The following is a 22128-nucleotide window of genomic DNA, read 5'->3' on the forward strand; positions in this document are numbered from 1 at the left end:
GGAGTTTAATTGTTTTGGGAAAGTTTATTTAGGAGATGCCCATGAATAGTTGATTTTTTATGAGTGATGAGAAGCAGAAAATTCAGGAGAGAACGCTAAGTTTTGCGGTCCGAATTGTCAAGCTTTGTAAGTTTTTGGAAGAACAGAGTGGTGTAACAAGGATTTTATACAAGCAATTAATTCGAAGTGGTACTTCCATCGGAGCGAACGTTCGAGAGGCTCAATCTGCTCAATCGGATCGAGATTTTCTGCACAAACTAGAAATTGCTTTAAAGGAAACTAGAGAAACTGAATATTGGTTAATTATTCTAGTCAGAGCAGATTTGATAAAAGAACGAAGAATCAAATTACTCCAACAAGAATGCGAGGAGATTATCAAAATTTTAGTTGCCATAACTAAAAAAATCAAACAAAAAATTAAGAAGAGCTAGGAGTTAGTAGTTTGTAGTTCGTGATTGAGGTTTCGTAGTTGTTAATAACTCCGATTTCCGAATTCCGAACTCCGAACTCTAAGTAGAGTTATGAAAGAAGCATATATAGTCAGTAGCGTTAGAACTGCTATTGGTAAAGCACCCAGAGGAGCTTTGCGTAATGTACGTCCCGACGATTTGGGAGCAACTGCGGTCAGAGGCGCGATCGCTCGTGTAGAAAAATTAGACCCCGCACAAATCGATGATGTAATCATAGGCTGTGCTTTTCCTGAAGGAGAACAGGGATTTAACCTGGGTCGAATTGTCGCTCAGAGGGCGGGATTACCCGATGCCGTTCCTGGCTGTACGGTCAATCGTTTTTGTGCGTCGGGACTGCAAACTATAGCTATGGCATCTCAAGCAATTATGACGGGACAGGCAGATGTTATCGTTGCTGGTGGCGCAGAATCGATGAGTTTGATGCCAATGGGCGGTAATTATCTCTCTCCCAACCCAGAACTGATCGATAGTTCTCCAGATACTTATATCACAATGGGACTTACAGCCGAAAATGTCGCTAGAGAGTTTCATATTTCCAGAGAAGACCAGGATCGCTTTGCTTTGCGATCGCACCATCGGGCTTTAACTGCCATTAAAACGGGTCGCTTTAGCGAAGAAATAGTTCCCGTATCTTTAAAAGAAAGTTTTTATGCCAATGGCAAATTGCAAAAGAGCGAACGGGTATTTGAGGTAGACGAAGGACCACGCAGCGATACCAGTATGGAAGCTCTAGCCAAACTAAAACCAGTGTTTCATGACAAAGGTACGGTGACGGCAGGTAACTCCTCTCAAATGTCGGATGGGGCAGCCGCTGCCGTAGTAATGAGCATAAAAATGATAAACAAACTCAAAATCAAGCCGATGGGTAGACTATTGGGTTATGCAGTAGCGGGGGTAGCACCTGAAATCATGGGTATCGGTCCCGTCGCTGCCGTACCCAAAGTCCTCAAACAGGTAGGCTTGACTTTAAACGACATTGGGCTAATCGAACTCAACGAAGCCTTTGCCGCACAGTCTCTAGCGGTAATACGCAAGCTAGGACTAAATGAAGACATTATCAACGTCAACGGCGGCGCGATCGCTTTAGGACATCCTTTGGGCTGTACGGGAGCAAAATTGACCGCTACCTTGCTTCACGAAATGCAGCGACGGGGAATCCGCTACGGCATGATAACCATGTGCGTCGGAGGCGGTATGGGTGCTGCGGGGGTGTTTGAGAATCTTTTATGAGTTAGGAATTCGGAGTTCGGAGTTAGTAGTTTTTTATTTAGAATTGTTGGGAGAAGAACTATGATAAATCTTCCTGAAACGATATTTGGAGTTTATGTTTTTCTATTTTTGTTGGCTCTCGTCATCTTTGGTTATATCGGCGTTCCTCTCTGGCTGTGGTCGCTGTATGTTGCTGTTGTTTTAGGGCTGTTCCAAGCGCCGCTTTGGGCATGGATTGTCTTTGGTGTTGTGGCGTTAATTTTTAATCTGCCACAGCTACGACAAAAATTAATTACAGCGTATGTCGTTAGATCGATTAAAGCCTTAAAGCTACTACCTAAAATTTCCGACACCGAACGCGAAGCAATAGAAGCAGGAAACGTCTGGATAGATGGCGAATTTTTCTCTGGCAAACCCAACTTTAAACGCCTTCTTAATGAACCCTATCCCTTAATACCTAGTAGGTTAAATAAAAAAGTTGGTAAGGTAGACGCGGGGGTGCGGAGACGCGGGGATACAGAGAAACATAATAACTCCGAACTACAAATTCCGAATTCCGAACTCTCAAAAATCCGTTCCTTTCTCGACAACCAGGTAGAAACAGTCTGTCAGATGGCGACTGATTGGGAAATTCATTCGCGTAAGGATTTACCCCCTGAAGTCTGGGACTATCTCAAACAAGAGCGGTTCTTTGGCATGATGATTCCGACTGAATACGGCGGCTTGGGATTTTCTAACCTGGCTTATAGTGCAGTAATGAATAAGTTGGCATCGCGTTCTTTTACCCATACTGCCACAGTTGGCGTTACTAATTCTTTAGGACCTGCTAAATTGTTATTACGCTACGGAACCCAGGCACAAAAAGACTATTACTTACCCCGACTGGCAACTGGTGAAGAAATTCCCTGCTTTGCTCTAACAGAACCTAATGCTGGTTCGGATGCGGGTAGTATTGTTTCTAACGGACTAGTATTCAAAGGCGATGACGGCAAGCTATATTTGCGCCTGAATTGGGAAAAACGCTATATAACCCTAGCGACGATCGCAACTTTGATGGGACTAGCTTTCAGACTAAGCGATCCAGATAACTTGTTAGGTAAAGGAAAAGATCTCGGCATTACCTGCGCCTTAATTCCTACTAATACTCCTGGGGTAACTATCGATCGCCGTCACGATCCGATGGGCGTACCTTTTTACAATTCTCCTACATTCGGACGGGATGTAGTCGTCTCTGTAGACCAAATTATCGGTGGTGTGGCACAAGCGGGACGGGGTTGGAAAATGCTGATGCAGACATTAGCTGCGGGAAGGGGAGTTAGTTTTCCCGCCACCTGTACTGGTATCGCCAAACTAGTTACCAGGGTTACGGGAGCTTATGCCAGAGTTAGAAGACAGTTTGGACTAAATATTGGGCGTTTTGAGGGTATTGAAGAACCTCTAGCGCGTATTGGCGGATTGACCTACCTGATGGATGCGGCAAGGCTGTATACGGTTGGTGCGGTAGACAACGGAGAACAACCAGCGGTTATTTCGGCGATCGCTAAGTATAACTTTACCGAACTTTCCCGTCAGATTATTAACGACGGTATGGATATTCTGGGCGGTGCAGGGATTTGTCGGGGACCCAGAAACTTGCTGGCTAATATCTATTCGGCTACACCGATTCCCATCACCGTTGAAGGTGCTAATATTCTGACGCGCACTATGATTATCTTCGGACAGGGGGCAATTCGTTCTCATCCCTATGTCTATCGAGAAATTGAGGCGTTGCATAAATCCGATGTTAGAGCTTTCGATCGCGTTTTTTGGCATCATCTCGGTTCGATAATCAGCAATTTTTGCCGTACCATCTTACTCAGTCTGTCTCGCGGTTATCTAGCTGGTTCGCCCGTATCTGGTGCGACTGCCAAGTATTATCGTAAGTTGGCTTGGGCATCAGCTACTTTCGCTTGCTTTACCGATTTAGCTTTAATTAGATATGGCGGCAACCTCAAACGTCAGGAAAAACTTACTGGCAGATTTGCCGATGTTTTATCTTGGATGTATTTGGCTACTGCAACTTTACGCCGCTATGAAGCCGAAGCCAGAAAGTATGAAGATTTACCTTTAGTTCATTGGTCGGTGCAGTATGCTTTTGCCCGAATCCAACAGGGATTTGAAGGTATTCTTAGCAATATGTCAGTACCACTATTGGGAATAGTAGCAGCGTGGTGGCGATTCAATCCCATTGGTAGCTTACCGTCAGATAAACTAGGTGGTGAAGTGGCTCGCATTATGCAGACTCCAGGCAGACAAAGAGATAATCTCACCGCAGATATTTATATTCCCACCAATACTGAAGAAGCTTTAGGACGCTTAGAATCCGCTTTCAACTTAATGGTTAAATCCGAATTTGTTCTCAAAAAAATTAAAAATGCTAGTAAGTTAGGCAAATTACCTTCAGGAAAACCCGAAGCTTTAATTCGTGATGCTTTAGAAACGGGACTTATTACTCTAGATGAAGTCGAACTATTAACTCAAGCAGAAACCGCACGTAATGATGCGATACAAGTAGATTCATTTACTCTAGAAGAATATCAAGGAGATTCGATAGTAGAAATTTCTCAACCCACCGAAACGAAAACTACGGCAAATCAACTACACTTGCTAGAGAAATAATTATGATAAAGATCGAAAATATCGAATACCAACAGGGAAAATTTTTAGGTGCGGGAGCAATAAAACTCTATTATCAAAGTTGGCATCCTAATAGTAAAACTACAGCAGTTGTAGCTATCGTTCATGGATTGGGAGGACACAGTGACACATTTGATAACTTGGTAGAACTTTTATGCGATCGCGCCATAGCCGTATATGCCTTCGATCTACGCGGACATGGACGCTCTGAGGGACAAAGGGGATATATTAATAGCTGGAGCGAGTTTCGTGAAGACCTGCACGCTTTTTTACAATTAATAACAACTCAAGAACTCAATCTGCCGTTATTTTTATTGGGACAAAGTTTGGGAGGTGCGATCGCTTTAGATTATGCTTTACACTATCCAGAGCAGTTAAAAGGATTAATACTCTTGTCTCCTGCTTTAAAAGTCCGTATTTCTCCGCTTAAACTGCTGGCGGGACGCATTTTTTCACGATTCATCCCTCATTTTAGTTTGAATACGGGAATAGATTTAGCTGATGGCTCCCGCGATCCTCAAGTAGTGGCGGCTGCTATGAGAGATCCCTTGCGTCATACTAAAGGAACTGCTAGATTGGCTACGGAATTTTCACAAGCTGTTAGCTGGATCGAAGCTAATGCCGCACAGCTACAAGTTCCCCTATTGATTCTTCATGGTGGTGCCGATCGCATTACGCCGCTTGAAGGTAGTCGTTGGTTATTTGAGACAGTAGCTTTAGCCGATAAAGAATTACACGAGTATCCCGAAAGCTATCACGAACTCAACAAAGACCTAGACTATCGAGAAGTTTTTACCGACATCGAAAATTGGCTAAAAAGATTGTAGGAATAAAGCATTGATGTTGTCTAATCCAACTTTGCACGACTGTAGTGCGATCTCCCTGAAAAATTTTATCTCAAAATACAAAGTATACGCTTATAAAGCGTTTGGGGGCTGTAAACTAACAAATATAACCGCTGGTGAGGCAAACAAAATAGATGGGCGACCGCTTTGAGAAACTACAAGATCGCTTACGAGACTGGACTAAAGCCGATCTTCCTGGGGAAATTTGGCATAGTGTAGATCTTTTTGACCAGGATGATTATGATATTTTAGTCGTTCCTTCTTTTAGTGTCGATCAGCAAGTAGGAGAAAAAATCGAAGGATTTCTTCACTACGAAGAAAGATTGTTGTTTTCGTTAATTCGGCTGCGTAACCCCCACACCAGAGTAATTTACGTTACGGCTTTACCTCTATGTCCGATTGTTATCGATTATTACTTGCAGCTATTGCCAGGTATACCATTTTCTCACGCTCGCGAGCGCCTATTGCCTATTAGCCTCTACGATGGTTCTTTAAAACCCTTAAGCAAAAAAATTTTAGAACGTCCGCGTTTGGTAGACAAAATTCGCCGTGCGCTTCGTCCCAATAAAGCTTATATGGTTTGTTACAACTGTACCGAGCTAGAACGAAAACTATCTTTAGAATTAGATATTCCCCTATTGGCAGCATCTCCCGACTTACTGCACTGGGGTTCTAAAAGCGGCAGTCGCGAAATTTTTGCCGAATGTAATATTCCTTTTCCAGACGGTAGCTTTACCGTAACCAGTACCGAAGAATTGTTAGAGGAGTTATATGAGTTATGGTTGAGACAGCCCGATCTCAAAAGAATTGTCGTCAAGCTCAATGAAGGCTTTTCAGGAGAGGGGAACGCTTTACTCGATCTCAGACCAATTTTAGATTATGCTCCCGATAAATGCGAGCGCGTCGAGACTATTAACGCTTTAGACAAGCAGTTACAAAATCTTAGCTGTCAGGCGGAAGGAGAAACCTGGGAGAGTTTTTCAAAACGCATTCCCAAGTTAGGGGCAATTGTCGAAGCCTTTATCGAAGGAGAAGTAAAGCGATCGCCTAGCGTTCAAGGCTACATCAGACCGACCAAAGAAGTAGAAATTTTATCTACTCACGATCAAATTTTAGGCGGAGCCGACGGTCAAGTCTATATGGGCTGTCATTTTCCTGCCGATGCGGCATATCGTCTTAAATTACAGGATTTGGGGCTTAAAGTAGGAGAAGCTCTAGCAGCAAGAGGAGCGATGGAACGTTATAGCGTCGATTTTATTACGGTACAGCATCCCGAAACTAATGAATGGGATATTCAGGCGATCGAAATTAATTTGCGTAAAGGTGGTACGACTCATCCGTTTATGACTCTCAAGTTATTAACCAACGGCAATTTCGATTACGATACGGGTTTATTTCTCAGCCAACAAGACCAGGAAAAACACTACATTGCTACAGATAATCTACAAAAAGAGCAATATCGCGGTTTGCTACCTAACGATCTGATGGATATTATTGCCGAAAAACGCCTGCATTTTGACAGCAGTAGCCGAACGGGTAGCGTATTTCACCTTATGGGTGCATTATCAGAATTTGGCAAGTTAGGCTTAACCAGCATTGGCAATTCTATGGAAGAAGCCGAGGAAATATACGAGCGAGTAGAAGCAGTTTTAGATGAAGAAACTAAAAACTATGGCGATCGCGCCTCTAGTTTACCTCTCAACTGGGATAAAGCATAAAAGTAATAATTTTTGTTCGAGAGTCTCTACTGGTTTTAGCGGTCACAAAGTTTCATATTTAACAAACTATAGTTGCAAATCAGATAAATTAGTCAAAATAAAAAAAGCTTTTAGCAGTTTTTAGCTTAAATAGTCAGTCATTGGCATTTAGCTAACCGCCTTTCTAAAGACTGACTAATAGCTAGCAGACAATCGCAAAGATACATTCTACTGAAGCAAGTTGAGTAAAGATGAGTCCAGAAAATAAGTTCCAGGCAGTCAAAACAAAACACTATAGAAAGTACACGGTTAAAGAACACGAACGCAAAATGTACGAACGCGAGTACAAGTTTGTATGTAGGGGATGCGATCGCGTGGTAGAAAGAATTAGCTATGCAGTTTGTTGTCCGAGTTATGGAAACGATTGTAATGGCAAAGCATCGCAATGTCGGAGAAACAAATAATGTTAGAAGCAGAAATAATATCGGCACTAGAAAGCTTAGAAAAATTACAAGACTATTATCGAGACGAATACGAATACTATTTGTCTAAAGCAATGAGTGCCAAACAACACCAAGAGAGAATCGAGGCGTTACTACAAGATTTGGATAATAGAAATAGTAGTCGTTTGCATGAATCCCAAGAAATACTAAATAACACAAAAAGAACGCAAATTACCGATCGCAACTATTCATACGCCTCACGAACAGCTAACAGTTTTGAAGAAACCTCAATACCCATGTCCTTAAATGGATTTCTTTTACAAGAGGAATTAACAGACTCTAAATCTTCTATAGAGTTAAATTCTTTGAGTTTCGATCCAGAATCATCAAAAGCTGAGGAGAAACTTTCTAATTCTGCCGACTACAGAAGGGAAACGACTAATTCAAACAGAGAATATGATGCTGTTGGCAGCTTCTTAGAATTATCCAAAACTGTGATGCCAGGAATTGAGGAAGTATTTAAATTAGAGCCTAATAAAACACTGCACTTGAGTTATTTGCAAAAGACACTCAACACAAAATTGAATTTACAACTGAGTAAAGAAGCAGTAAAACTATATCTAGATAGAGCTATCGAGCGAGGTTATTGCGTTCGGGACGCTTACGACAAAGAATGTTATTGTTATCTAGCTGAGGCTAAACAACCAAAATCCGAACCGTTAACATCAGAGCGAGAAGCATCTCTAGCATCTTTATCCAGCAACAAAAATGCCGCTAAAAATGTTCGGCAGAAAAAACTTTATAATTTACCTTCATCGAGCAAGCTAAAAGTAACTTTGTTAAAAACAGTAAAAGGTTTTTTAGCAGAACGCAATCCCGATGTCTTTACATCACAAGATATAATCGATTATCTCTATTCTAAAAAACAACAATCAAACTGGTCGAAAGAACGCTCGACTAAAGTGCGACAGGCGATTGGTAATGTTTTGGGAAGAGATAGTTATTTGGGAACGGAATGGGAAAGAGTAAAGCTCGGTACGTATAGATCGTTATCTTAAACAACTTTACCATTACTACTTCATACTTCAAATCAGCAACGTCTAGTTCGCTCAAATTAAGCGATTGCATTTGTATTTATAAAATTGCATTATTTGTCAAGTGTAAAAAGCCGAATTCATGATAGAAAACTATTGATAACATATAGCTGGCAAACAAATGTCAATCACCAATCGAATTCACTTCAGAAATGTCAAAGGCGATCTGTTTGGCGGTGTTACCGCAGCAGTAATCGCCTTACCGATGGCTCTTACTTTTGGCGTTGCTTCTGGTGCGGGTGCTTCGGCAGGGCTTTGGGGAGCAATTTTGGTAGGCTTTTTTGCTGCCCTGTTTGGCGGCACTCCTACTTTAATATCCGAGCCTACAGGACCGATGACCGTAGTTTTGACCTCTGTAATTGCCAGTTTAACGGCTGCCAATCCAGAAAACGGTTTGGCGATGGCATTTACCGTAGTAATGCTGGCGGGAGTTTTCCAAATTATCTTTGGAGTATTGCGTTTGGGTCGATACGTTACCTTAATGCCCTATACGGTTATCTCTGGTTTCATGTCGGGAATTGGCATAATTCTAATTATTTTACAGATTGCACCCTTTTTAGGACAGGCTAGTCCTAAAGGTGGAGTAATTGGTACCATCCAAAACTTGCCTCAATTATTAAGCAACATCAATCCACTTGAAACCCTTCTGGCTGTTATAACCGTCGCAATTCTAGTTTTTTATCCTTCAAAATTTAAAAAATACTTGCCACCCCAACTACTAGCATTAATCGTCGGCAGTTTAATTGCCATATTTTTCTTCGGTGGTGCTGAAATTCGTCGTATTGGGCAAATTTCAGTCGGGCTACCCAGTTTGCAGCTTCCCGTCTTTAGTGCCGCTCAACTACGATTGATGTTTGTCAATGGTTTGGTTTTGGGGATGCTAGGCTGTATCGATGCGTTGCTGACTTCTCTAGTTGCCGATAGTTTGACCCGTACCGAACACGATTCTAACAAAGAACTAATCGGTCAAGGCATGGGTAATATAGTTTCTGGTTTATTTGGCGGCATGGCTGGTGCGGGTGCCACTATGGGTACGGTAGTTAATATTCAGGCAGGGGGAAGATCTGCTCTTTCAGGTTTGAGCCGAGCTATTATTTTGTTAGCCGTTGTCTTGGGACTGGGTCAATTCTTATCGGGTGTTCCTCTAGCAGTTTTAGCAGGTATTGCTTTCAAAGTCGGTCTTGATATTGTTGACTGGGGTTTTCTCAGACGCGCTCACCGCATTTCAGTCAAAACAACAATTATTATGTATGCAGTAATCCTGCTCACCGTCTTTGTTGACTTGATTGTCGCTGTAGGAGTTGGAGTTTTTGTCGCCAATATTCTAACTATCGAACGGCTTTCTAATCTAAGAGCAGACAGTGTCAAAGCTGTTACTTATGCCGATGAAGATATCGAACTCAACCCAGAAGAAAAAGAGTTATTAGAAAGAGCGAAAGGTCGAGTACTCTTATTCAAACTAAGCGGTCCAATGATTTTTGGAGTGGCAAAAGCTATTTCACGGCAACATAACTTAATTAATAATTTTCGAGCGTTAATTTTAGATTTAAGTGATGTTCCCATAATTGGCGTAACTTCTGCTTTAGCTTTAGAAAATGCCATTAGTGAAGCCATAGAAAAAGAGCGGCAAATATTTGTCGTCGGTGCTACGGGACAAACTGAAAGACGGTTGAAAAAATTAAGAGTGGTAGCAGAAATTCCTCCCGAAAATTTCTCAGGCGATCGCACCGAAACCCTCAGAAGAGCCGTATCTTATGTAGACACTCAGGGTGTTGCAAGTCAAGAGCCAAATACAGTTGATTTTCCTATGTCCAATTAAACAATTTAGCTGGTAAAGTTTTCCGTCCTCGGGTTAGAAGTTGTGGTTATTTTGTCGCCGTCAATACTCAGCGCACCTGCACCAACAGCTATCACCATTAACAATCCGCCAATTAAGCCAATGTTTTTGAGAAAATCATTGAGTTGACTGGGATCGGCAATAGGATTGTGAAAAACTAAAGTAGCAGGAATTAAAAAAATAATGAGTAAAATTGAGCCGATACGAACCTGATAGCCTAATAGCAGCGATAAACCACCAAGTATTTGAAAAATGACGGTAAAAGCTAACAAAACATTGGGGATGGGTAAGCCATTACCTGCCATCATTGCTACTGTTTGACCAAAACCTAATAGATGACTGATTCCTGCTTTGAGAAAAATTAAACAAAGACAGACGCGAGCCGCTAATGCTACGTATTTCATAATTTTAAATACCTCCAAAATTGTGTTTACAAACGAGATTGAAACTGTCTTGAATCTAAAAAATCTTTGGCATAAGAATTCTGATAAGCAAAAATTTGACGAACTCGACGTTCGCGAACTAAATAATCTCTAATCCAGCTAATTAATAGCGTCAGGCGATTAGAAGCCCCAGGCAAATAATATAAGTGTATAACCAACCACAACAACCACCCCATAAAGCCTTTTACGGGTATTTTGCCAAATAAATAAGCAACTCCAGCATTACGGGCAATAATTGCTGCCGTACCTTTATTAAAATAGTCAAACGGTTGGGGAGCCAGTCCTCTTAGCTGCCTTTTGAGATTGCGAGCGATCGCCGTACCCTGTTGAAGTGCTTCGGGAGCTACACCAACCAGAGGTTTGTTGTCTTGTTTGACAAAAGCGACATCGCCAACAGCATAAACTTCGGGATATTCTAGCAACTGTAAAGTCGATCGCACGCAAATTTTAGCTTTTTTAGCTGTTGCTAATTGGGACTCGTCATTAGGTAAATTAGCTTCTACTCCTGCCGTCCAAACCACCGCAGCAGTTTCAATAGTAATTCCATCATTTAGTTCTACTGCTCCAGGCAGTACCGAACTAACGCGACTATTTAAATGAACTTTTACTCCGCGACGGCGTAGCTGCCGACAAGTGTAATTACCTAAAGCTTTGGGATAACCTGCTAGCAATCGATCGCCAGAATGAATCAAAAATAATCGCAGTTGGCTTAAATCGAGTTTGGGATAATCTTTGGCTAGAGTTTCTGTTATTAGTTCGATTGAGGCTCCTGCTAATTCTACTCCTGTAGGACCACCGCCAACTATAACTATAGTTAATAACTGCTGCTTTCGATCCAAGTCACTTTCGTAGGCGGCTCGCTCGATATTTCTCAACAGGCGATCGCGCAATCTAACCGCATCTTCTAAAGTTCGCAGGGGTAAAGAATATTGCGGCGCACCTTCTACACCCAAATATTTGGTTTGGCTTCCCGTAGCTAACACTAAATAATCATAAGTTACATCGAGGCGATCGGTATGAATAACCTTATTTTCAAAATCTATATTTTCTACCTCCGCTAGTAAAAAACGAGCGTTGGAAATATGGTGCAAAGCGCGACGCAGGGGATAGGCAATAATCTCTGGGGAAATAAAACCCGTAGCAACCTGATAGAGTAAAGGTACAAACGTATGGTAGTTGTGGCGATCGATTAGCAAAATATCTGCATTAGAGCGAGCTAACTTTTGTACGGCTCTCAAACCTGCAAAACCAGCACCAATTACGACTATTTTGGGTTTTTTACTTAACACGAGTACTGTATATATTCAAGCTTCAAATTATTCCCAACTAAACGTAAACTAGCTTTGAAATTAAAAGATTTTAATACTTGCATTTAATTATTACGCTGACATTTTGTTATTGCTCTCTATCTTGAGTAATAGATCGCAGCGATCGAGGGAGACAATTTGAAATTTGACCGATAACAACAAAATTAATCCCAAAAATTTGAATAAGTTGTAATTTTTGATAGTACGATATTTAAAATTAGATTATTTGAATACAATTGCGCTGGCAAAGACCTATATGATTCCTCTCAAGGATGTCAATCCGACAAAAATTACTCCTTACGTTACTTATTCTCTAATTGCTATTAATGTTGTAGCTTTTATTTACGAACTGACTTTGACTCCCCAGCAGTTAGATACTTTTTTTCATTCATTTGCAATTGTGCCAAAAGAGTTAACTGCTAGCTTTAATGGGGTCGAGCTAAATTCAGGCATACCAGAGATACTAACTCCAGTTACCTCGCAGTTTTTACACGCAGGCTTTGCTCATATTGCCTTTAATATGCTTTTTTTATATATTTTTGGCAATAATGTTGAAGAGCAGTTGGGTAGAGCTAAATATCTGTTTTTTTATCTCGCCTGTGGGGTTTTAGCTGGTTTATCGCAATGGTTTTTTTCGGCGATGTCTGATGTTCCCTCACTAGGTGCGAGTGGCGCGATTGCAGGAGTTATGGGAGCATATATATTAAAGTTTCCTCAAGCCAAAGTGATAACTTTGGTTCCTTTGGGTTTTTTCTTTCCAGTCTTTAGAATTCCTGCGGTTTATTTTCTTGGATTCTGGTTTCTCGAACAAGCACTTAACGGTATTACTTCTTTTGAAGTTCAAGCCAGTGTGGGCATGGAAAACGGGGGAGTAGCCTATTGGGCGCACGCTGGAGGTTTTATCTTTGGCGCGATTTTAGGACCAATATTAGGATTGTTCTCTAAATCGGAACAAAATTACGACCAGTTAGTTGACAATTAATGAGCGATCGCGAATACTAAGTTTTTAAGTATAAATGTAGCTGGATCATGCTAGCAAAAAGAATATTACCCTGTTTGGACGTTAACGCAGGACGAGTAGTTAAAGGCGTTAACTTTGTCGATCTTAAAGATGCTGGCGATCCTGTAGAGTTAGCCAAAGTTTATAACGATGCTGGGGCTGATGAATTGGTTTTTCTCGATATTACAGCGACACACGAAGACAGAGGCACGATTATAGATGTAGTTTACCGCACTGCCGAACAGGTGTTTATACCTCTAACCGTAGGTGGCGGTATCAGTTCGCTAGAACATATCAAAAATTTATTAAGAGCAGGAGCCGATAAAGTTAGTATCAACTCCGCCGCAGTTCGCGATCCCGATTTGATCGATCGCGGTAGCGACCGCTTTGGCAAACAGTGTATTGTGGTGGCAATAGACGCTAGGAGGCGTGACAATCCGAGCAATCCAGGTTGGGATGTTTACGTGCGTGGTGGTAGAAAAAATACGGGAATCGATGCTCTAGAATGGGCAAAAGAGGTGGAAACCAGGGGAGCGGGCGAACTACTGGTTACTAGTATGGATGCCGACGGTACGCGAGCTGGCTACGATCTAGATTTAACTAGTGCGATCGCTAGTTCGGTTGAAATTCCAGTGATTGCTTCGGGTGGTGCGGGTAATTGCCAACATATTTTTGAAGCTTTTAGCAGGGGTAAAGCTGAAGCCGCTTTACTTGCTTCGCTACTGCACTATAGGGAACTGACAGTGAAAGAGGTTAAAACATATCTGCAAGAACGTAACGTGTCAGTTAGAATTGTTTGATTCGGCAAAAGTTGTTCTGGCTACAGCACTTCTCGATCGCATAAGATACGCCTCGGTTATTTAGGCTTTGTATATGTTTCAGCCCTCTTTGCCCAAGTTTAATTGGTACCAAATTGATTTGCAATCTGCTGTATTTGTCAGCTACTCCTAAACAAAACTTTACATTCATCTCTAGCAAATCTTAAATTATTAGGAAACTATATGCTTTTGCAAAAAAATATGTACTAGAATAAACTTAAGTTTACGTTTCTTAAAAAATGCTGATTCCGATTCTCATATTTGATATTGCTTTGGTAGCTTGGTCGCTGCATTTATTGCAAGAAGCTTTAGATCGTAAAGAATTTTCTCTAATGCTGGCAGGAACTTTGGTAGCTGCTTCTGCTGCTGCTATGATGGTCGTTTATTTTATTATGGGCAGTTGTCTGAGCCGTATTGCCTGAGCTTGAAACCTGGTTTTTAATTTGTCGAACCAAGGCGATCGAATTAAATCGAATTAAAAAGAAGCTTCATTTCAATATTAACTAAGATTCGTAACTAAAATTAAGTTTATTAATAATTTAGTTGTATACAAAATTTAAGATAGTAGTATTTTTTATTTTTATAATTAAGTTTACTAAGTTAAAAACTCAATTATTATTTTTCAAATCTGCAATATTTTAAAATACTAAAAAGCTAGTAACTGTTACTAATTTCGATAAAATCTCACGCTATTAAGTCATTTTTATGAATTGGTATATATTATAAAATGACCTTGGCACCGCCCTTGCAAGAGTCTATACAGTAAGAGTTATTTATATTCAGCAGTTAGTTTTACCCTTGTCTATAAAGTTATTTAGTCTATCAGCTAAGTTGAGTTTTGTTCGACAATACTAAGCTGCTCCCATAATATACTAATTAAACGCTTTTAGTTAAAATAAGCGATGATGGAGCCGTTTATCCTATTAATCTAATCGCAGAGCGAGCGGTTAAAAAAATATCTCAAATTTTAGTAGTAGCAAGGCGATCGCCAGAATGAAAAAAAATCGTATTTTTTGGATAACTGCCTCTACAGGTACGATTCTCGACCGTATAACAAAATATTGGGTCGCTAACAACTTTAGCGATATTGGCGACACCGTCCCCTTATGGCAAGATGTATTTCATTTAACCTATGTTGTCAACACTGGTGCGGCTTTTAGTTTTTTTAGCGGTGGAGTTGGTTGGTTGCGCTGGCTATCGTTAATAGTAAGTGTAGGTTTGGTTATTTATGCCCTTAGCTCCCGATTGAGCAAAATCGAACAGCTAGGTTATGGGTTTATTTTGGCTGGAGCTTTTGGTAACGGAATCGACCGTTTTTTATTCGGTCATGTGGTGGATTTTCTTGATTTTCGTCTGATTAATTTTCCCGTGTTCAATGTAGCTGACATTGCAATTAACCTGGGGATATTATTTCTCTTGATTTACAGTTTTAGTAATCCTACAAACAACAAAGCGTAAACGTTGATTTTTGACTGTAGCTAGGCAAATTCTTGCTTTAGTTGTTCGATTGTTTGACTTAAAAGTGAAGTTTCCATCCAACCGACGTAACCTGCATAAAGACATTTTTCTCCTTCAGCTACATAAATGTGGTTTACCCCGAGAAGATTTTTCCAGGTACGAAGCGTAATTTTATGAGGAAAACTAATTACAACTTGCGACTTATGAAAGTCTTGATAGCTAGCATCAGTCATACCTGGAACTAACTGAAGTCTTTGAATCAATTTAGTTACTAAGTTGTCTGCGGGAGGTGGCGATATTTGGGGATTAGCCCAAAACTCTTTAATGACTGGTACTACCGCAGGATGCCACTTAAGGGCAGCGTGACCAATATCAGATAAAAGCACCAGTTTAGAATAGGCAAATTTGCTACTTTCTATCGTCACCATGCCATCATGACCCATACCCAAATCGCTAACTATCGAAAGAGTTGGAATCTTGCGAGCAATTGTTTCGGCAAGTTGGCGGCGATTTCTACCTAAATCTCCTGCAATAGCGATACCAATTCCAAAAGGGTCGATTCTGCGAGCTAAATCCGCACCGCTAATCGGTGAACCAATAACTACTAATGAATGTACCAAATGCCACCATTCTGGGTGAAGATTTAATACTTCCAGCCAAATCAGCCCCCCCATAGAATGACCGATGATTTTTATCGGTGTCTGAGGATAAACTTTGATGTTGCGAGCGGCAATTGTTTCTACTGCTGCGATTAAAGGTTTAATTCTAATTGAAGTCTGCCACCAGTTTAAGCTAGGAACGATCGCACGGGTATTAGTATTCGTCAAAGTATTAGCTAATTTTGCCATATCTCTACCAGTGTCTGCCCAGCCATGTTGAGCGAACAGCAAAAACTCGAAACGAGCCTGTCCTGTATTCATACTCTAGTTAGCTGTAACTTTTACTGGAAACTGCTTTTGGTTGGCAGGGTAACAGGCGGCAATAGTAGCTGCTAGTTCTTGCGGTCGATCGACTAAAAAATCGGGTTGAAACTCGGCTAAAATTTCTGCTGAGTTAAATCCCCAGCTTACCGCGACAACACCAATACGGCTTTTTCTCGCCGATCTGATGTCTCTAGTTTCATCACCTACATAGACAATCTGTTCTCGTTGCCACTGGTTATGTTTGATAATACGTTTGATAACTCGATGTTTGCCAAATATTGAAGTGCTTGAATAAATAAAATCGAACAAAAAATTTAGATTGTTTTTAGCCAAAAATAATTCGACGTTATGTTTGTCATTGGAAGTAACTATGCCCAAACTATAGCCGCGAGCTTTTAATTGGAACAAAACTCGCTCTATTCCCGTAATTGGCTTGAGTTTGGCAATTTCTTTAGATAACTCGTTGCGCACTCTCTTAACCAAGAACGGAATTTTAAACAAAGAAATTTCGGTTTTCTTGATGATTTCTCGCGAACTCAAGTTTTTTAATAATAATAATTCCTCTGGCTCTACAGGCTTGTAGCCAAATTCTGAAGATAGTTGATTGGTAATATCGGCAATAGCTTGATAGGTGTCGGCAATGGTACCGTCAAAGTCGAATAGAACTAACTTTGCTGTCATTAGATAGATAATATAGCTTGTCTTTAGTAAGAGAAAAAATACAATAAACTCTGATATTGTAATTATAAATACTAATATGAACAGTTCGAGTTTTTTTTGAAATTTATTTAAGAATTATTTGTTACGCTCTAAATTAGCCTTGGCATTGCGTCGCATCATCTTTGGCTTAATTCTTCTCAAGGCTGAGGCGCGAAAATGACGATCCCATTCTACTTGTGAGATTTGAGCTAATTCTGTTAGTTTGGGATTGATATTAGCAGAATAGGGCTGAAAATCTGCTATTTCTGTCTCTTTTGCAAATCTTTGATTCCAAGGACAAACATCTTGACAAATATCACAACCTGCTACCCAACCAGATAAGTTATTAGCGATCGCTGCTGGTAACTCTTCGTCACGATTTTCAATCGTATGATAGGCAATGCAGCGTTGGGCATCGACCACAAACGGCGAGACGATTGCCCCAGTAGGACAGGCATCGAGACAACGAGTACAGGTACCGCAATGTTGCGTATGAGGCGTATCTGGAGTTAACTCTAAATTAGTTAAAATTTCGCCTAAAAAAACCCAACTGCCATATTTTCGCGTAATTACATTACCATTTTTGGCAATCCAACCGATACCGCTGCGCTGCGCCCAAACTTTATCCTGTACGGGTCCAGTATCGACATAATAGCGAGCAATTACCCCATCTTCGTGCGATCGCAACCAGTTAGCTAAAGCCTTGAGCTTTTTGCCCATAACTTTGTGATAATCTCTACCCCAACCATAGCGAGAGATTTTAGCCTCTTCAGGTCGATTGGAATGTTGATGGGACGTGTAATAATTTAGAGCCACACAGATAAGCGATCGCGCTTCTGGCATTACCTCTCTAATATCTTTGCGTTTGGGATTTGCCATCCACTCCAAATCTGCATGATACCCCATTGCCAGCCAGGCTTGCAGGTGTTTGACTGCATTATCTTCATAACCATCTACAGCAGCTATTCCCACTAGATGAAAACCAAACGATTTGGCGGCAGCTTTAACTTGACTAGCGTTCAAATTCATAAATAACAATTTATTTTGGCTCGAGCTAGAAACGATTTTGAAACATTTTCGGTAAAAACTACAATTTCCGCCTACAATGGCGCAAGTAAGAGTATTTTGCCTGCTTGCCGAAGATGCTGAACTTTCAAATCCAGTCGGATAGCGATATTCCTGCTTCAAAACAACTATTTGCACAAATTCAATTTGCGATCGCTTCTGGTCAATATACCCCCGGTCATCGTTTACCAAGTACCAGACAATTAGCCATGATTACAGGACTGCATCGCAACACCATTAGTAAAGTCTATCAGCAGTTAGAAGAATCGGGTTTAGTCGAGTCGGTAGCAGGATCGGGAATATATGTAAAAGTTCACGAACGAGAGAGTTTTTTAGCCTCAGATTCTCCTTTAGTTGCTGCTAGTAATTTAATCAAAGACAGCATCGATAAACTACTCGAACTTGGTTGTACTTTAGACAATACTAAAGAACTTTTTCTAGAAGAAATTAACTGGCGGTTGCGCTGTCGGGAAGAAATTCTGGTCGTAGTCCCGCAAAGAGATATTAGCGCGGGAGAAATAATGCAGCAAGAACTAAAACAAGCTTTGCAAATTCCTATCGAACTAGTAGAACTAGAACAGCTACCCGTACTATTAGAAAAAATTAACTTTGGCACTATAGTTACAAGTCGTTACTTTCTGCAAGAAGTTATGGAAATTGTGCCTCACAACTCGTTTCGAGTAATTCCAATTGATATTTATGACTATGGTAGAGAATTAGAAATGATTAAAAAACTTCCCTCTCAAGCGTGTTTGGGTATTGTCAGTTTGAGTAAGGGTACGTTAAACATTGCCGAGAGCATTGTCAACAGCCTACGAGGAGACGATTTGTTAGTGATAACCGCCACCGTCAACGATTTGAAACGTTTACAGGCTGTCTTTCGTTCGGCTCATACTATCGTCAGCGATCCTTCTAGCTACGACAGAGTCAAAGAAACCTTGATTGCCATGAGAGAAGATTTAATTCGGATTCCTGAAATCATTCGTAGCGATAATTATATTGGTGAAAAATCTATCGCTTTACTCAGGCGAGAACTAGGTCTAACAGACAATAAATAATTGTAAATGACAATTTACCCGTTAATCAGATGGCAAAAGGCGATCGCATCTACACATATCGAAATTTCTGGCAACTCGATGGATTATACAAACATTACGGTATTGACTGCGGCGACGGCACCGTAATTCACTATCGCAAGCCTAGTGAAGTTATCGAACGCACTTCTATGGCTACTTTTAGTATGGGCAATCCCGTTTATGTAGTTGACGATCCCGAAGATTTTTATTTTGTTCCCGATGTGGTTGTAGAAAGAGCCGAAAGCAGATTGGGAGAAAAAAAATACAATCTACTTTTCAATAACTGCGAACATTTTGTTAACTGGTGCAAAATAGGAATTAACGACAGCAAACAGATTAGAAACTTTTTACCTACTATTAACAGACTAGACACCTCTCAGCTATACGAACCAATTAAACAGGCTCTGATGGGTAAAGACAAGAATAACTCGCTGCAATTGCTGGACGAAGCTCTAACAGATGTTAGGTCGGTATGGAATACCATTCAACCAGAATACGAACGGGCGATCTCTGAAATGAAAACCTGGGATGAGGTAGCTAAAGCAGCACTAAAAAAAGATCGCGAAGATTTAGCCCGCGCTGCTCTCAAAAAGAAATGGAACTATCGCCACCAAGCTGGCAAGTTAGAAATAGAGTTAAACGAACTGGCAGAACTGACAGAAAATATTATTCGCAATCAGCAAAGTTTAAAGCAATAGTTTTATAGTCGTTCTAATCAATTTCCCTATGGTTTAAGTTATCGTTTCGAGGGAACAGGGAACAGATATCTTAAAACTCTTGGTTTCAACATAGATAATGTTTATAGCTGGCAACTAGCCGTTGTAACGACCGAAGAACTTTTGGTAGCAACTAATTCGACTTTGCCGCTACTATTAATAACCCAATCTGTTGCTTCAACAATTTTGTTGTTATCAGGGGCAAAATTGTTAGTAGAAATGACTGTATCTGACGAGGTTCGAGCAAAACCCAAATCCTCCCAAAGTTCTGTAGACGTTCTTTCTTTGTAGTCAGGAGGTAGTCCTCCACGTCCTACATTGCGAAATTGATTTTTAGCAAAATCTTCGCCCGCACCGCAGCCAGTAGTAATATAACTTTCAGCCGTAAGCGGCGATCGCTCTAGTGGTGCGGTGGCAAAATTTGAGTCGGCATCTGGGGTAACTATTTCGACAATTCCATCGGTACCAAAGCTAGAACTAGCGGTAATTTGACTAGTTAAGTCTATAAAATAGCCGCGAGTTTCAATTTCAATATTTCCCCCCGTACCTACTTGGGCATCGGCAGCAATTTTACTTGCGTCTAACAAAACTAAATTATCGGTTACAAGCTCGATATTACCGCCGTTACCGTTACGCTCGGCATTGGTTGATATTTGCGCCTCTTGTTGTAAAATAACCAAATCTTCAGAATTAAGTGCGATCGAACCTCCTTTACCAGAGGCAGTATTAGCCACAATTTCTCCTGCTGTTGTTAGATTGATTCTGGCAGCGTTAATTCTAATATTTCCTGCATTTGCCGCGCCAAAATTGCTGACGGATATTCTGGCGCTATCGGCGATCGATAACTTTGGAGTATTGACTATTAAATCGCCGCTCTTACCGTCTGGCTGTAACTCAAAAGGTACATTTTCACTGCCAGAGGAGGCGAATAAACCACTATTAAATGTTGTTTCGCTATCGCCAATGATGCGAGAACCCGTACCCGATAATTCAACGGATTCTTTAGCATCGATCGCGATTGCACCGCCATTTCCTTGCCCTGCTAAAGCTTGAAGTTGACTACCATTGCGAACTATAAGTTTTCCCGTATTAACTGTTAATTTTCCTCCCATGCCGCTGCCTTGAGTAGATGTAGTGATAAAAGAAGGATTGTTACCAGACAACTCTACAAATTCAGTGGCTTGAATAAAAATATTGCCGCCTTTGCCCAAACTAAGGGTTCCTGAAGAAATTAACGAACCATCAATTACTTTAACTTGTGGTGCTGCAACCAGAATATCCCCACCGTTTCCAGCAATTTCACTACTGTTATTGAGAAAATTCGACCCTACCTGAGTAGCAAGAAAACTGTTCTTTATTTGAATTACATTAGTAGCTAGCAGATCGATTTTGCCACCGCTGCCTTCAGCTAAAGTAAAATTGCTAACTATAGCATCACTCAGGGCGATCGCTTCGCCACGAAGACTGACTACGCCACCCACACCGCTAGTATCGATAATCGATTGACTTAAATCTAATTGTCCGAATTTAGTTACTTCTGCATAATCCAAATTCCAATTTCCATTACTACTCAAAGTTCCGCCCGCAGTCGTTTGGATGGCTGGTGTGGGCTTGCTCAAATTAACTCTTCCCGAAGCCACACTACCAATCTGAATCTTGCCACTAATAACACTAAAGTTAGTTCCTGCTAGAGAGACATCGTTGCCGATTAAAGCTAGATTGTTGCCCGGCGTGACTTCTAGCGCGATCGCACCCCCTTCAGCACTACTGGAGATTGCCCCAGATGCCGAGCCGTACTGCAAACCAACAGGAGCACTTATAGTTAATAACGGAGTGTCAAGAGGTTGTACGGCACTGTATTGGCTGCCATCCTCAAAAATAATGCTTTCACTTGTAGTAGCAATAAACGAACCACCAAGATTTAACTGAGCATTAGCACCAAAAATAATTCCTGCTGGATTGACTATAAATAAACTAGCATTGCCATTAGCTCTAATTAGACCATCAATTTCAGAAATCGAACCGCCAGTAACACGGCTAAAAATATTTTCGATTTCAGTAGAGTTATTAAAATAAGCAGCAGCACCTTCAGAAAGGGAAAATTGCTCGAAACTGTGAAAAAGATTTTGTCCCGTTTTCGCTCCGCCAGTTATGGTAGTTAAACTTTCAGAAACATTGGTTTGAGTATTTGTCGTACCGTCACTGGCTATTTGAGCTAAAATTTCTTTCTCGCCAAGCAAGATTAACGATGTTGCCAGGGCAATTGCCGCGATCGATTCTAAGCGGTTGAAGTTAACAGCCAGCATTGATTGTAAAGATTAATGTCAGCGACCATATTAACCTATTAGTATT

General features: G+C 40.9%; 20 protein-coding genes. 14 read left to right on the forward strand and 6 right to left on the reverse strand.

Features of this window, described 5'->3' with window-relative positions:
• Positions 1 to 59 precede the first annotated feature (59 nt).
• From KV40_RS18535 to KV40_RS18565, 8 genes are all read left to right on the forward strand, one after another.
• Positions 60 to 431, forward strand: a complete 372-nt coding sequence (locus KV40_RS18535; protein ID WP_036484666.1) for a four helix bundle protein — start codon at positions 60 to 62, stop codon at positions 429 to 431.
• Positions 432 to 521: 90 nt separating this feature from the next.
• On the forward strand, positions 522 to 1700 hold the full coding sequence (locus tag KV40_RS18540; protein ID WP_036484667.1) for an acetyl-CoA C-acyltransferase: 1179 nt from the start codon (positions 522 to 524) through the stop codon (positions 1698 to 1700).
• A gap of 60 nt (positions 1701 to 1760) precedes the next feature.
• A complete protein-coding gene (locus tag KV40_RS18545) occupies positions 1761 to 4337 on the forward strand; it encodes an acyl-CoA dehydrogenase (RefSeq protein WP_072013842.1) in 2577 nt (858 codons plus the stop codon).
• 2 nt (positions 4338 to 4339) lie between these two features.
• A complete protein-coding gene (locus KV40_RS18550) occupies positions 4340 to 5182 on the forward strand; it encodes an alpha/beta hydrolase (protein ID WP_052055759.1) in 843 nt (280 codons plus the stop codon).
• A gap of 152 nt (positions 5183 to 5334) precedes the next feature.
• Entirely contained in the window at positions 5335 to 6918 is a 1584-nt protein-coding gene (locus KV40_RS18555; RefSeq protein ID WP_036484670.1) for a peptide ligase PGM1-related protein, read from the forward strand.
• Between the two features lie 230 nt (positions 6919 to 7148).
• Positions 7149 to 7361 carry a hypothetical protein gene (locus KV40_RS35045; RefSeq protein WP_072013843.1) on the forward strand — a complete coding sequence of 71 codons (213 nt, stop codon included), beginning with the start codon at positions 7149 to 7151 and terminating at the stop codon, positions 7359 to 7361.
• Positions 7343 to 8398 (forward strand): hypothetical protein, encoded by a 1056-nt coding sequence (locus KV40_RS18560; protein ID WP_156114081.1) that lies wholly within the window; start codon positions 7343 to 7345, stop codon positions 8396 to 8398. Before KV40_RS35045 ends, KV40_RS18560 begins: the two co-directional genes overlap by 19 nt.
• A 157-nt stretch (positions 8399 to 8555) precedes the next feature.
• Positions 8556 to 10253 carry a SulP family inorganic anion transporter gene (locus KV40_RS18565; protein WP_036484674.1) on the forward strand — a complete coding sequence of 566 codons (1698 nt, stop codon included), beginning with the start codon at positions 8556 to 8558 and terminating at the stop codon, positions 10251 to 10253.
• A 5-nt stretch (positions 10254 to 10258) separates the two neighbouring features.
• Here KV40_RS18565 and KV40_RS18570 read toward each other — a convergent pair whose 3' ends face one another.
• Both KV40_RS18570 and KV40_RS18575 read right to left on the reverse strand, forming a co-directional pair.
• Entirely contained in the window at positions 10259 to 10678 is a 420-nt protein-coding gene (locus KV40_RS18570) for a DoxX family protein (RefSeq protein WP_371260801.1), read from the reverse strand.
• Between the two features lie 23 nt (positions 10679 to 10701).
• Positions 10702 to 12003: an NAD(P)/FAD-dependent oxidoreductase gene (locus tag KV40_RS18575; RefSeq protein ID WP_036484678.1), complete on the reverse strand. Its 1302-nt coding sequence runs from the start codon at positions 12001 to 12003 to the stop codon at positions 10702 to 10704.
• Between the two features lie 274 nt (positions 12004 to 12277).
• Here KV40_RS18575 and KV40_RS18580 point away from each other — a divergent pair, with 274 nt between their 5' ends.
• The 4 genes from KV40_RS18580 (at position 12278) to lspA (ending at position 15297) form a co-directional block, all read left to right on the forward strand.
• The gene (locus KV40_RS18580) at positions 12278 to 13003 is read left to right on the forward strand and encodes a rhomboid family intramembrane serine protease (RefSeq protein ID WP_036484682.1); all 726 of its coding nucleotides are present in this window, start codon (positions 12278 to 12280) and stop codon (positions 13001 to 13003) included.
• A gap of 47 nt (positions 13004 to 13050) precedes the next feature.
• A complete protein-coding gene (gene hisF / locus KV40_RS18585) occupies positions 13051 to 13821 on the forward strand; it encodes an imidazole glycerol phosphate synthase subunit HisF (protein ID WP_036484685.1) in 771 nt (256 codons plus the stop codon).
• A gap of 257 nt (positions 13822 to 14078) precedes the next feature.
• Positions 14079 to 14261 carry a hypothetical protein gene (locus KV40_RS18590; RefSeq protein WP_036484688.1) on the forward strand — a complete coding sequence of 61 codons (183 nt, stop codon included), beginning with the start codon at positions 14079 to 14081 and terminating at the stop codon, positions 14259 to 14261.
• Positions 14262 to 14832: 571 nt separating this feature from the next.
• Positions 14833 to 15297: a signal peptidase II gene (gene lspA, locus KV40_RS18595; RefSeq protein ID WP_036484691.1), complete on the forward strand. Its 465-nt coding sequence runs from the start codon at positions 14833 to 14835 to the stop codon at positions 15295 to 15297.
• A 20-nt stretch (positions 15298 to 15317) separates the two neighbouring features.
• Here lspA and KV40_RS18600 read toward each other — a convergent pair whose 3' ends face one another.
• The 3 genes from KV40_RS18600 to queG all read right to left on the reverse strand — a co-directional run bounded on the left by KV40_RS18600 (position 15318) and on the right by queG (position 17948).
• Complete coding sequence (locus KV40_RS18600) at positions 15318 to 16217, reverse strand: alpha/beta fold hydrolase (protein WP_036484694.1); 900 nt, start codon at positions 16215 to 16217, stop codon at positions 15318 to 15320.
• A gap of 3 nt (positions 16218 to 16220) precedes the next feature.
• The gene (locus KV40_RS18605; RefSeq protein WP_036484697.1) at positions 16221 to 16901 is read right to left on the reverse strand and encodes an HAD-IA family hydrolase; all 681 of its coding nucleotides are present in this window, start codon (positions 16899 to 16901) and stop codon (positions 16221 to 16223) included.
• Positions 16902 to 17015: 114 nt separating this feature from the next.
• A complete protein-coding gene (gene queG, locus KV40_RS18610) occupies positions 17016 to 17948 on the reverse strand; it encodes a tRNA epoxyqueuosine(34) reductase QueG (RefSeq protein WP_036484699.1) in 933 nt (310 codons plus the stop codon).
• Positions 17949 to 18061: 113 nt separating this feature from the next.
• On the opposite strand from queG, the gene KV40_RS18615 reads away from it, so the two are divergent.
• The gene (locus KV40_RS18615; RefSeq protein ID WP_036484702.1) at positions 18062 to 19042 is read left to right on the forward strand and encodes a GntR family transcriptional regulator; all 981 of its coding nucleotides are present in this window, start codon (positions 18062 to 18064) and stop codon (positions 19040 to 19042) included.
• A gap of 29 nt (positions 19043 to 19071) precedes the next feature.
• Positions 19072 to 19758, forward strand: coding sequence for a lecithin retinol acyltransferase family protein (locus KV40_RS18620; protein WP_036484705.1), 687 nt, complete (start codon positions 19072 to 19074; stop codon positions 19756 to 19758).
• A 101-nt stretch (positions 19759 to 19859) separates the two neighbouring features.
• On the opposite strand, the gene KV40_RS18625 is transcribed toward KV40_RS18620, so the two are convergent.
• Complete coding sequence (locus tag KV40_RS18625; RefSeq protein WP_036484707.1) at positions 19860 to 22082, reverse strand: filamentous hemagglutinin N-terminal domain-containing protein; 2223 nt, start codon at positions 22080 to 22082, stop codon at positions 19860 to 19862.
• Positions 22083 to 22128 lie beyond the last annotated feature (46 nt).

This window comes from Myxosarcina sp. GI1 (assembly GCF_000756305.1).
GTDB lineage: Bacteria > Cyanobacteriota > Cyanobacteriia > Cyanobacteriales > Xenococcaceae > Myxosarcina.

Excerpts from the sequence above, each read along its gene's own strand:
- KV40_RS18535 (WP_036484666.1), top strand. The coding sequence starts at position 60 with ATGAGTGATGAGAAGCAGAAAATTCAGGAGAGAACGCTAAGTTTTGCG.
- KV40_RS18540 (WP_036484667.1), top strand. The coding sequence starts at position 522 with ATGAAAGAAGCATATATAGTCAGTAGCGTTAGAACTGCTATTGGTAAA.
- KV40_RS18545 (WP_072013842.1), top strand. The coding sequence starts at position 1,761 with ATGATAAATCTTCCTGAAACGATATTTGGAGTTTATGTTTTTCTATTT.
- KV40_RS18550 (WP_052055759.1), top strand. The coding sequence starts at position 4,340 with ATGATAAAGATCGAAAATATCGAATACCAACAGGGAAAATTTTTAGGT.
- KV40_RS18555 (WP_036484670.1), top strand. The coding sequence starts at position 5,335 with ATGGGCGACCGCTTTGAGAAACTACAAGATCGCTTACGAGACTGGACT.
- KV40_RS35045 (WP_072013843.1), top strand. The coding sequence starts at position 7,149 with ATGAGTCCAGAAAATAAGTTCCAGGCAGTCAAAACAAAACACTATAGA.
- KV40_RS18560 (WP_156114081.1), top strand. The coding sequence starts at position 7,343 with ATGTCGGAGAAACAAATAATGTTAGAAGCAGAAATAATATCGGCACTA.
- KV40_RS18565 (WP_036484674.1), top strand. The coding sequence starts at position 8,556 with ATGTCAATCACCAATCGAATTCACTTCAGAAATGTCAAAGGCGATCTG.
- KV40_RS18580 (WP_036484682.1), top strand. The coding sequence starts at position 12,278 with ATGATTCCTCTCAAGGATGTCAATCCGACAAAAATTACTCCTTACGTT.
- hisF (WP_036484685.1), top strand. The coding sequence starts at position 13,051 with ATGCTAGCAAAAAGAATATTACCCTGTTTGGACGTTAACGCAGGACGA.
- KV40_RS18590 (WP_036484688.1), top strand. The coding sequence starts at position 14,079 with ATGCTGATTCCGATTCTCATATTTGATATTGCTTTGGTAGCTTGGTCG.
- lspA (WP_036484691.1), top strand. The coding sequence starts at position 14,833 with ATGAAAAAAAATCGTATTTTTTGGATAACTGCCTCTACAGGTACGATT.
- KV40_RS18600 (WP_036484694.1), bottom strand. The coding sequence starts at position 16,217 with ATGAATACAGGACAGGCTCGTTTCGAGTTTTTGCTGTTCGCTCAACAT.
- KV40_RS18605 (WP_036484697.1), bottom strand. The coding sequence starts at position 16,901 with ATGACAGCAAAGTTAGTTCTATTCGACTTTGACGGTACCATTGCCGAC.
- queG (WP_036484699.1), bottom strand. The coding sequence starts at position 17,948 with ATGAATTTGAACGCTAGTCAAGTTAAAGCTGCCGCCAAATCGTTTGGT.
- KV40_RS18615 (WP_036484702.1), top strand. The coding sequence starts at position 18,062 with ATGCTGAACTTTCAAATCCAGTCGGATAGCGATATTCCTGCTTCAAAA.
- KV40_RS18620 (WP_036484705.1), top strand. The coding sequence starts at position 19,072 with ATGGCAAAAGGCGATCGCATCTACACATATCGAAATTTCTGGCAACTC.
- KV40_RS18625 (WP_036484707.1), bottom strand. The coding sequence starts at position 22,082 with ATGCTGGCTGTTAACTTCAACCGCTTAGAATCGATCGCGGCAATTGCC.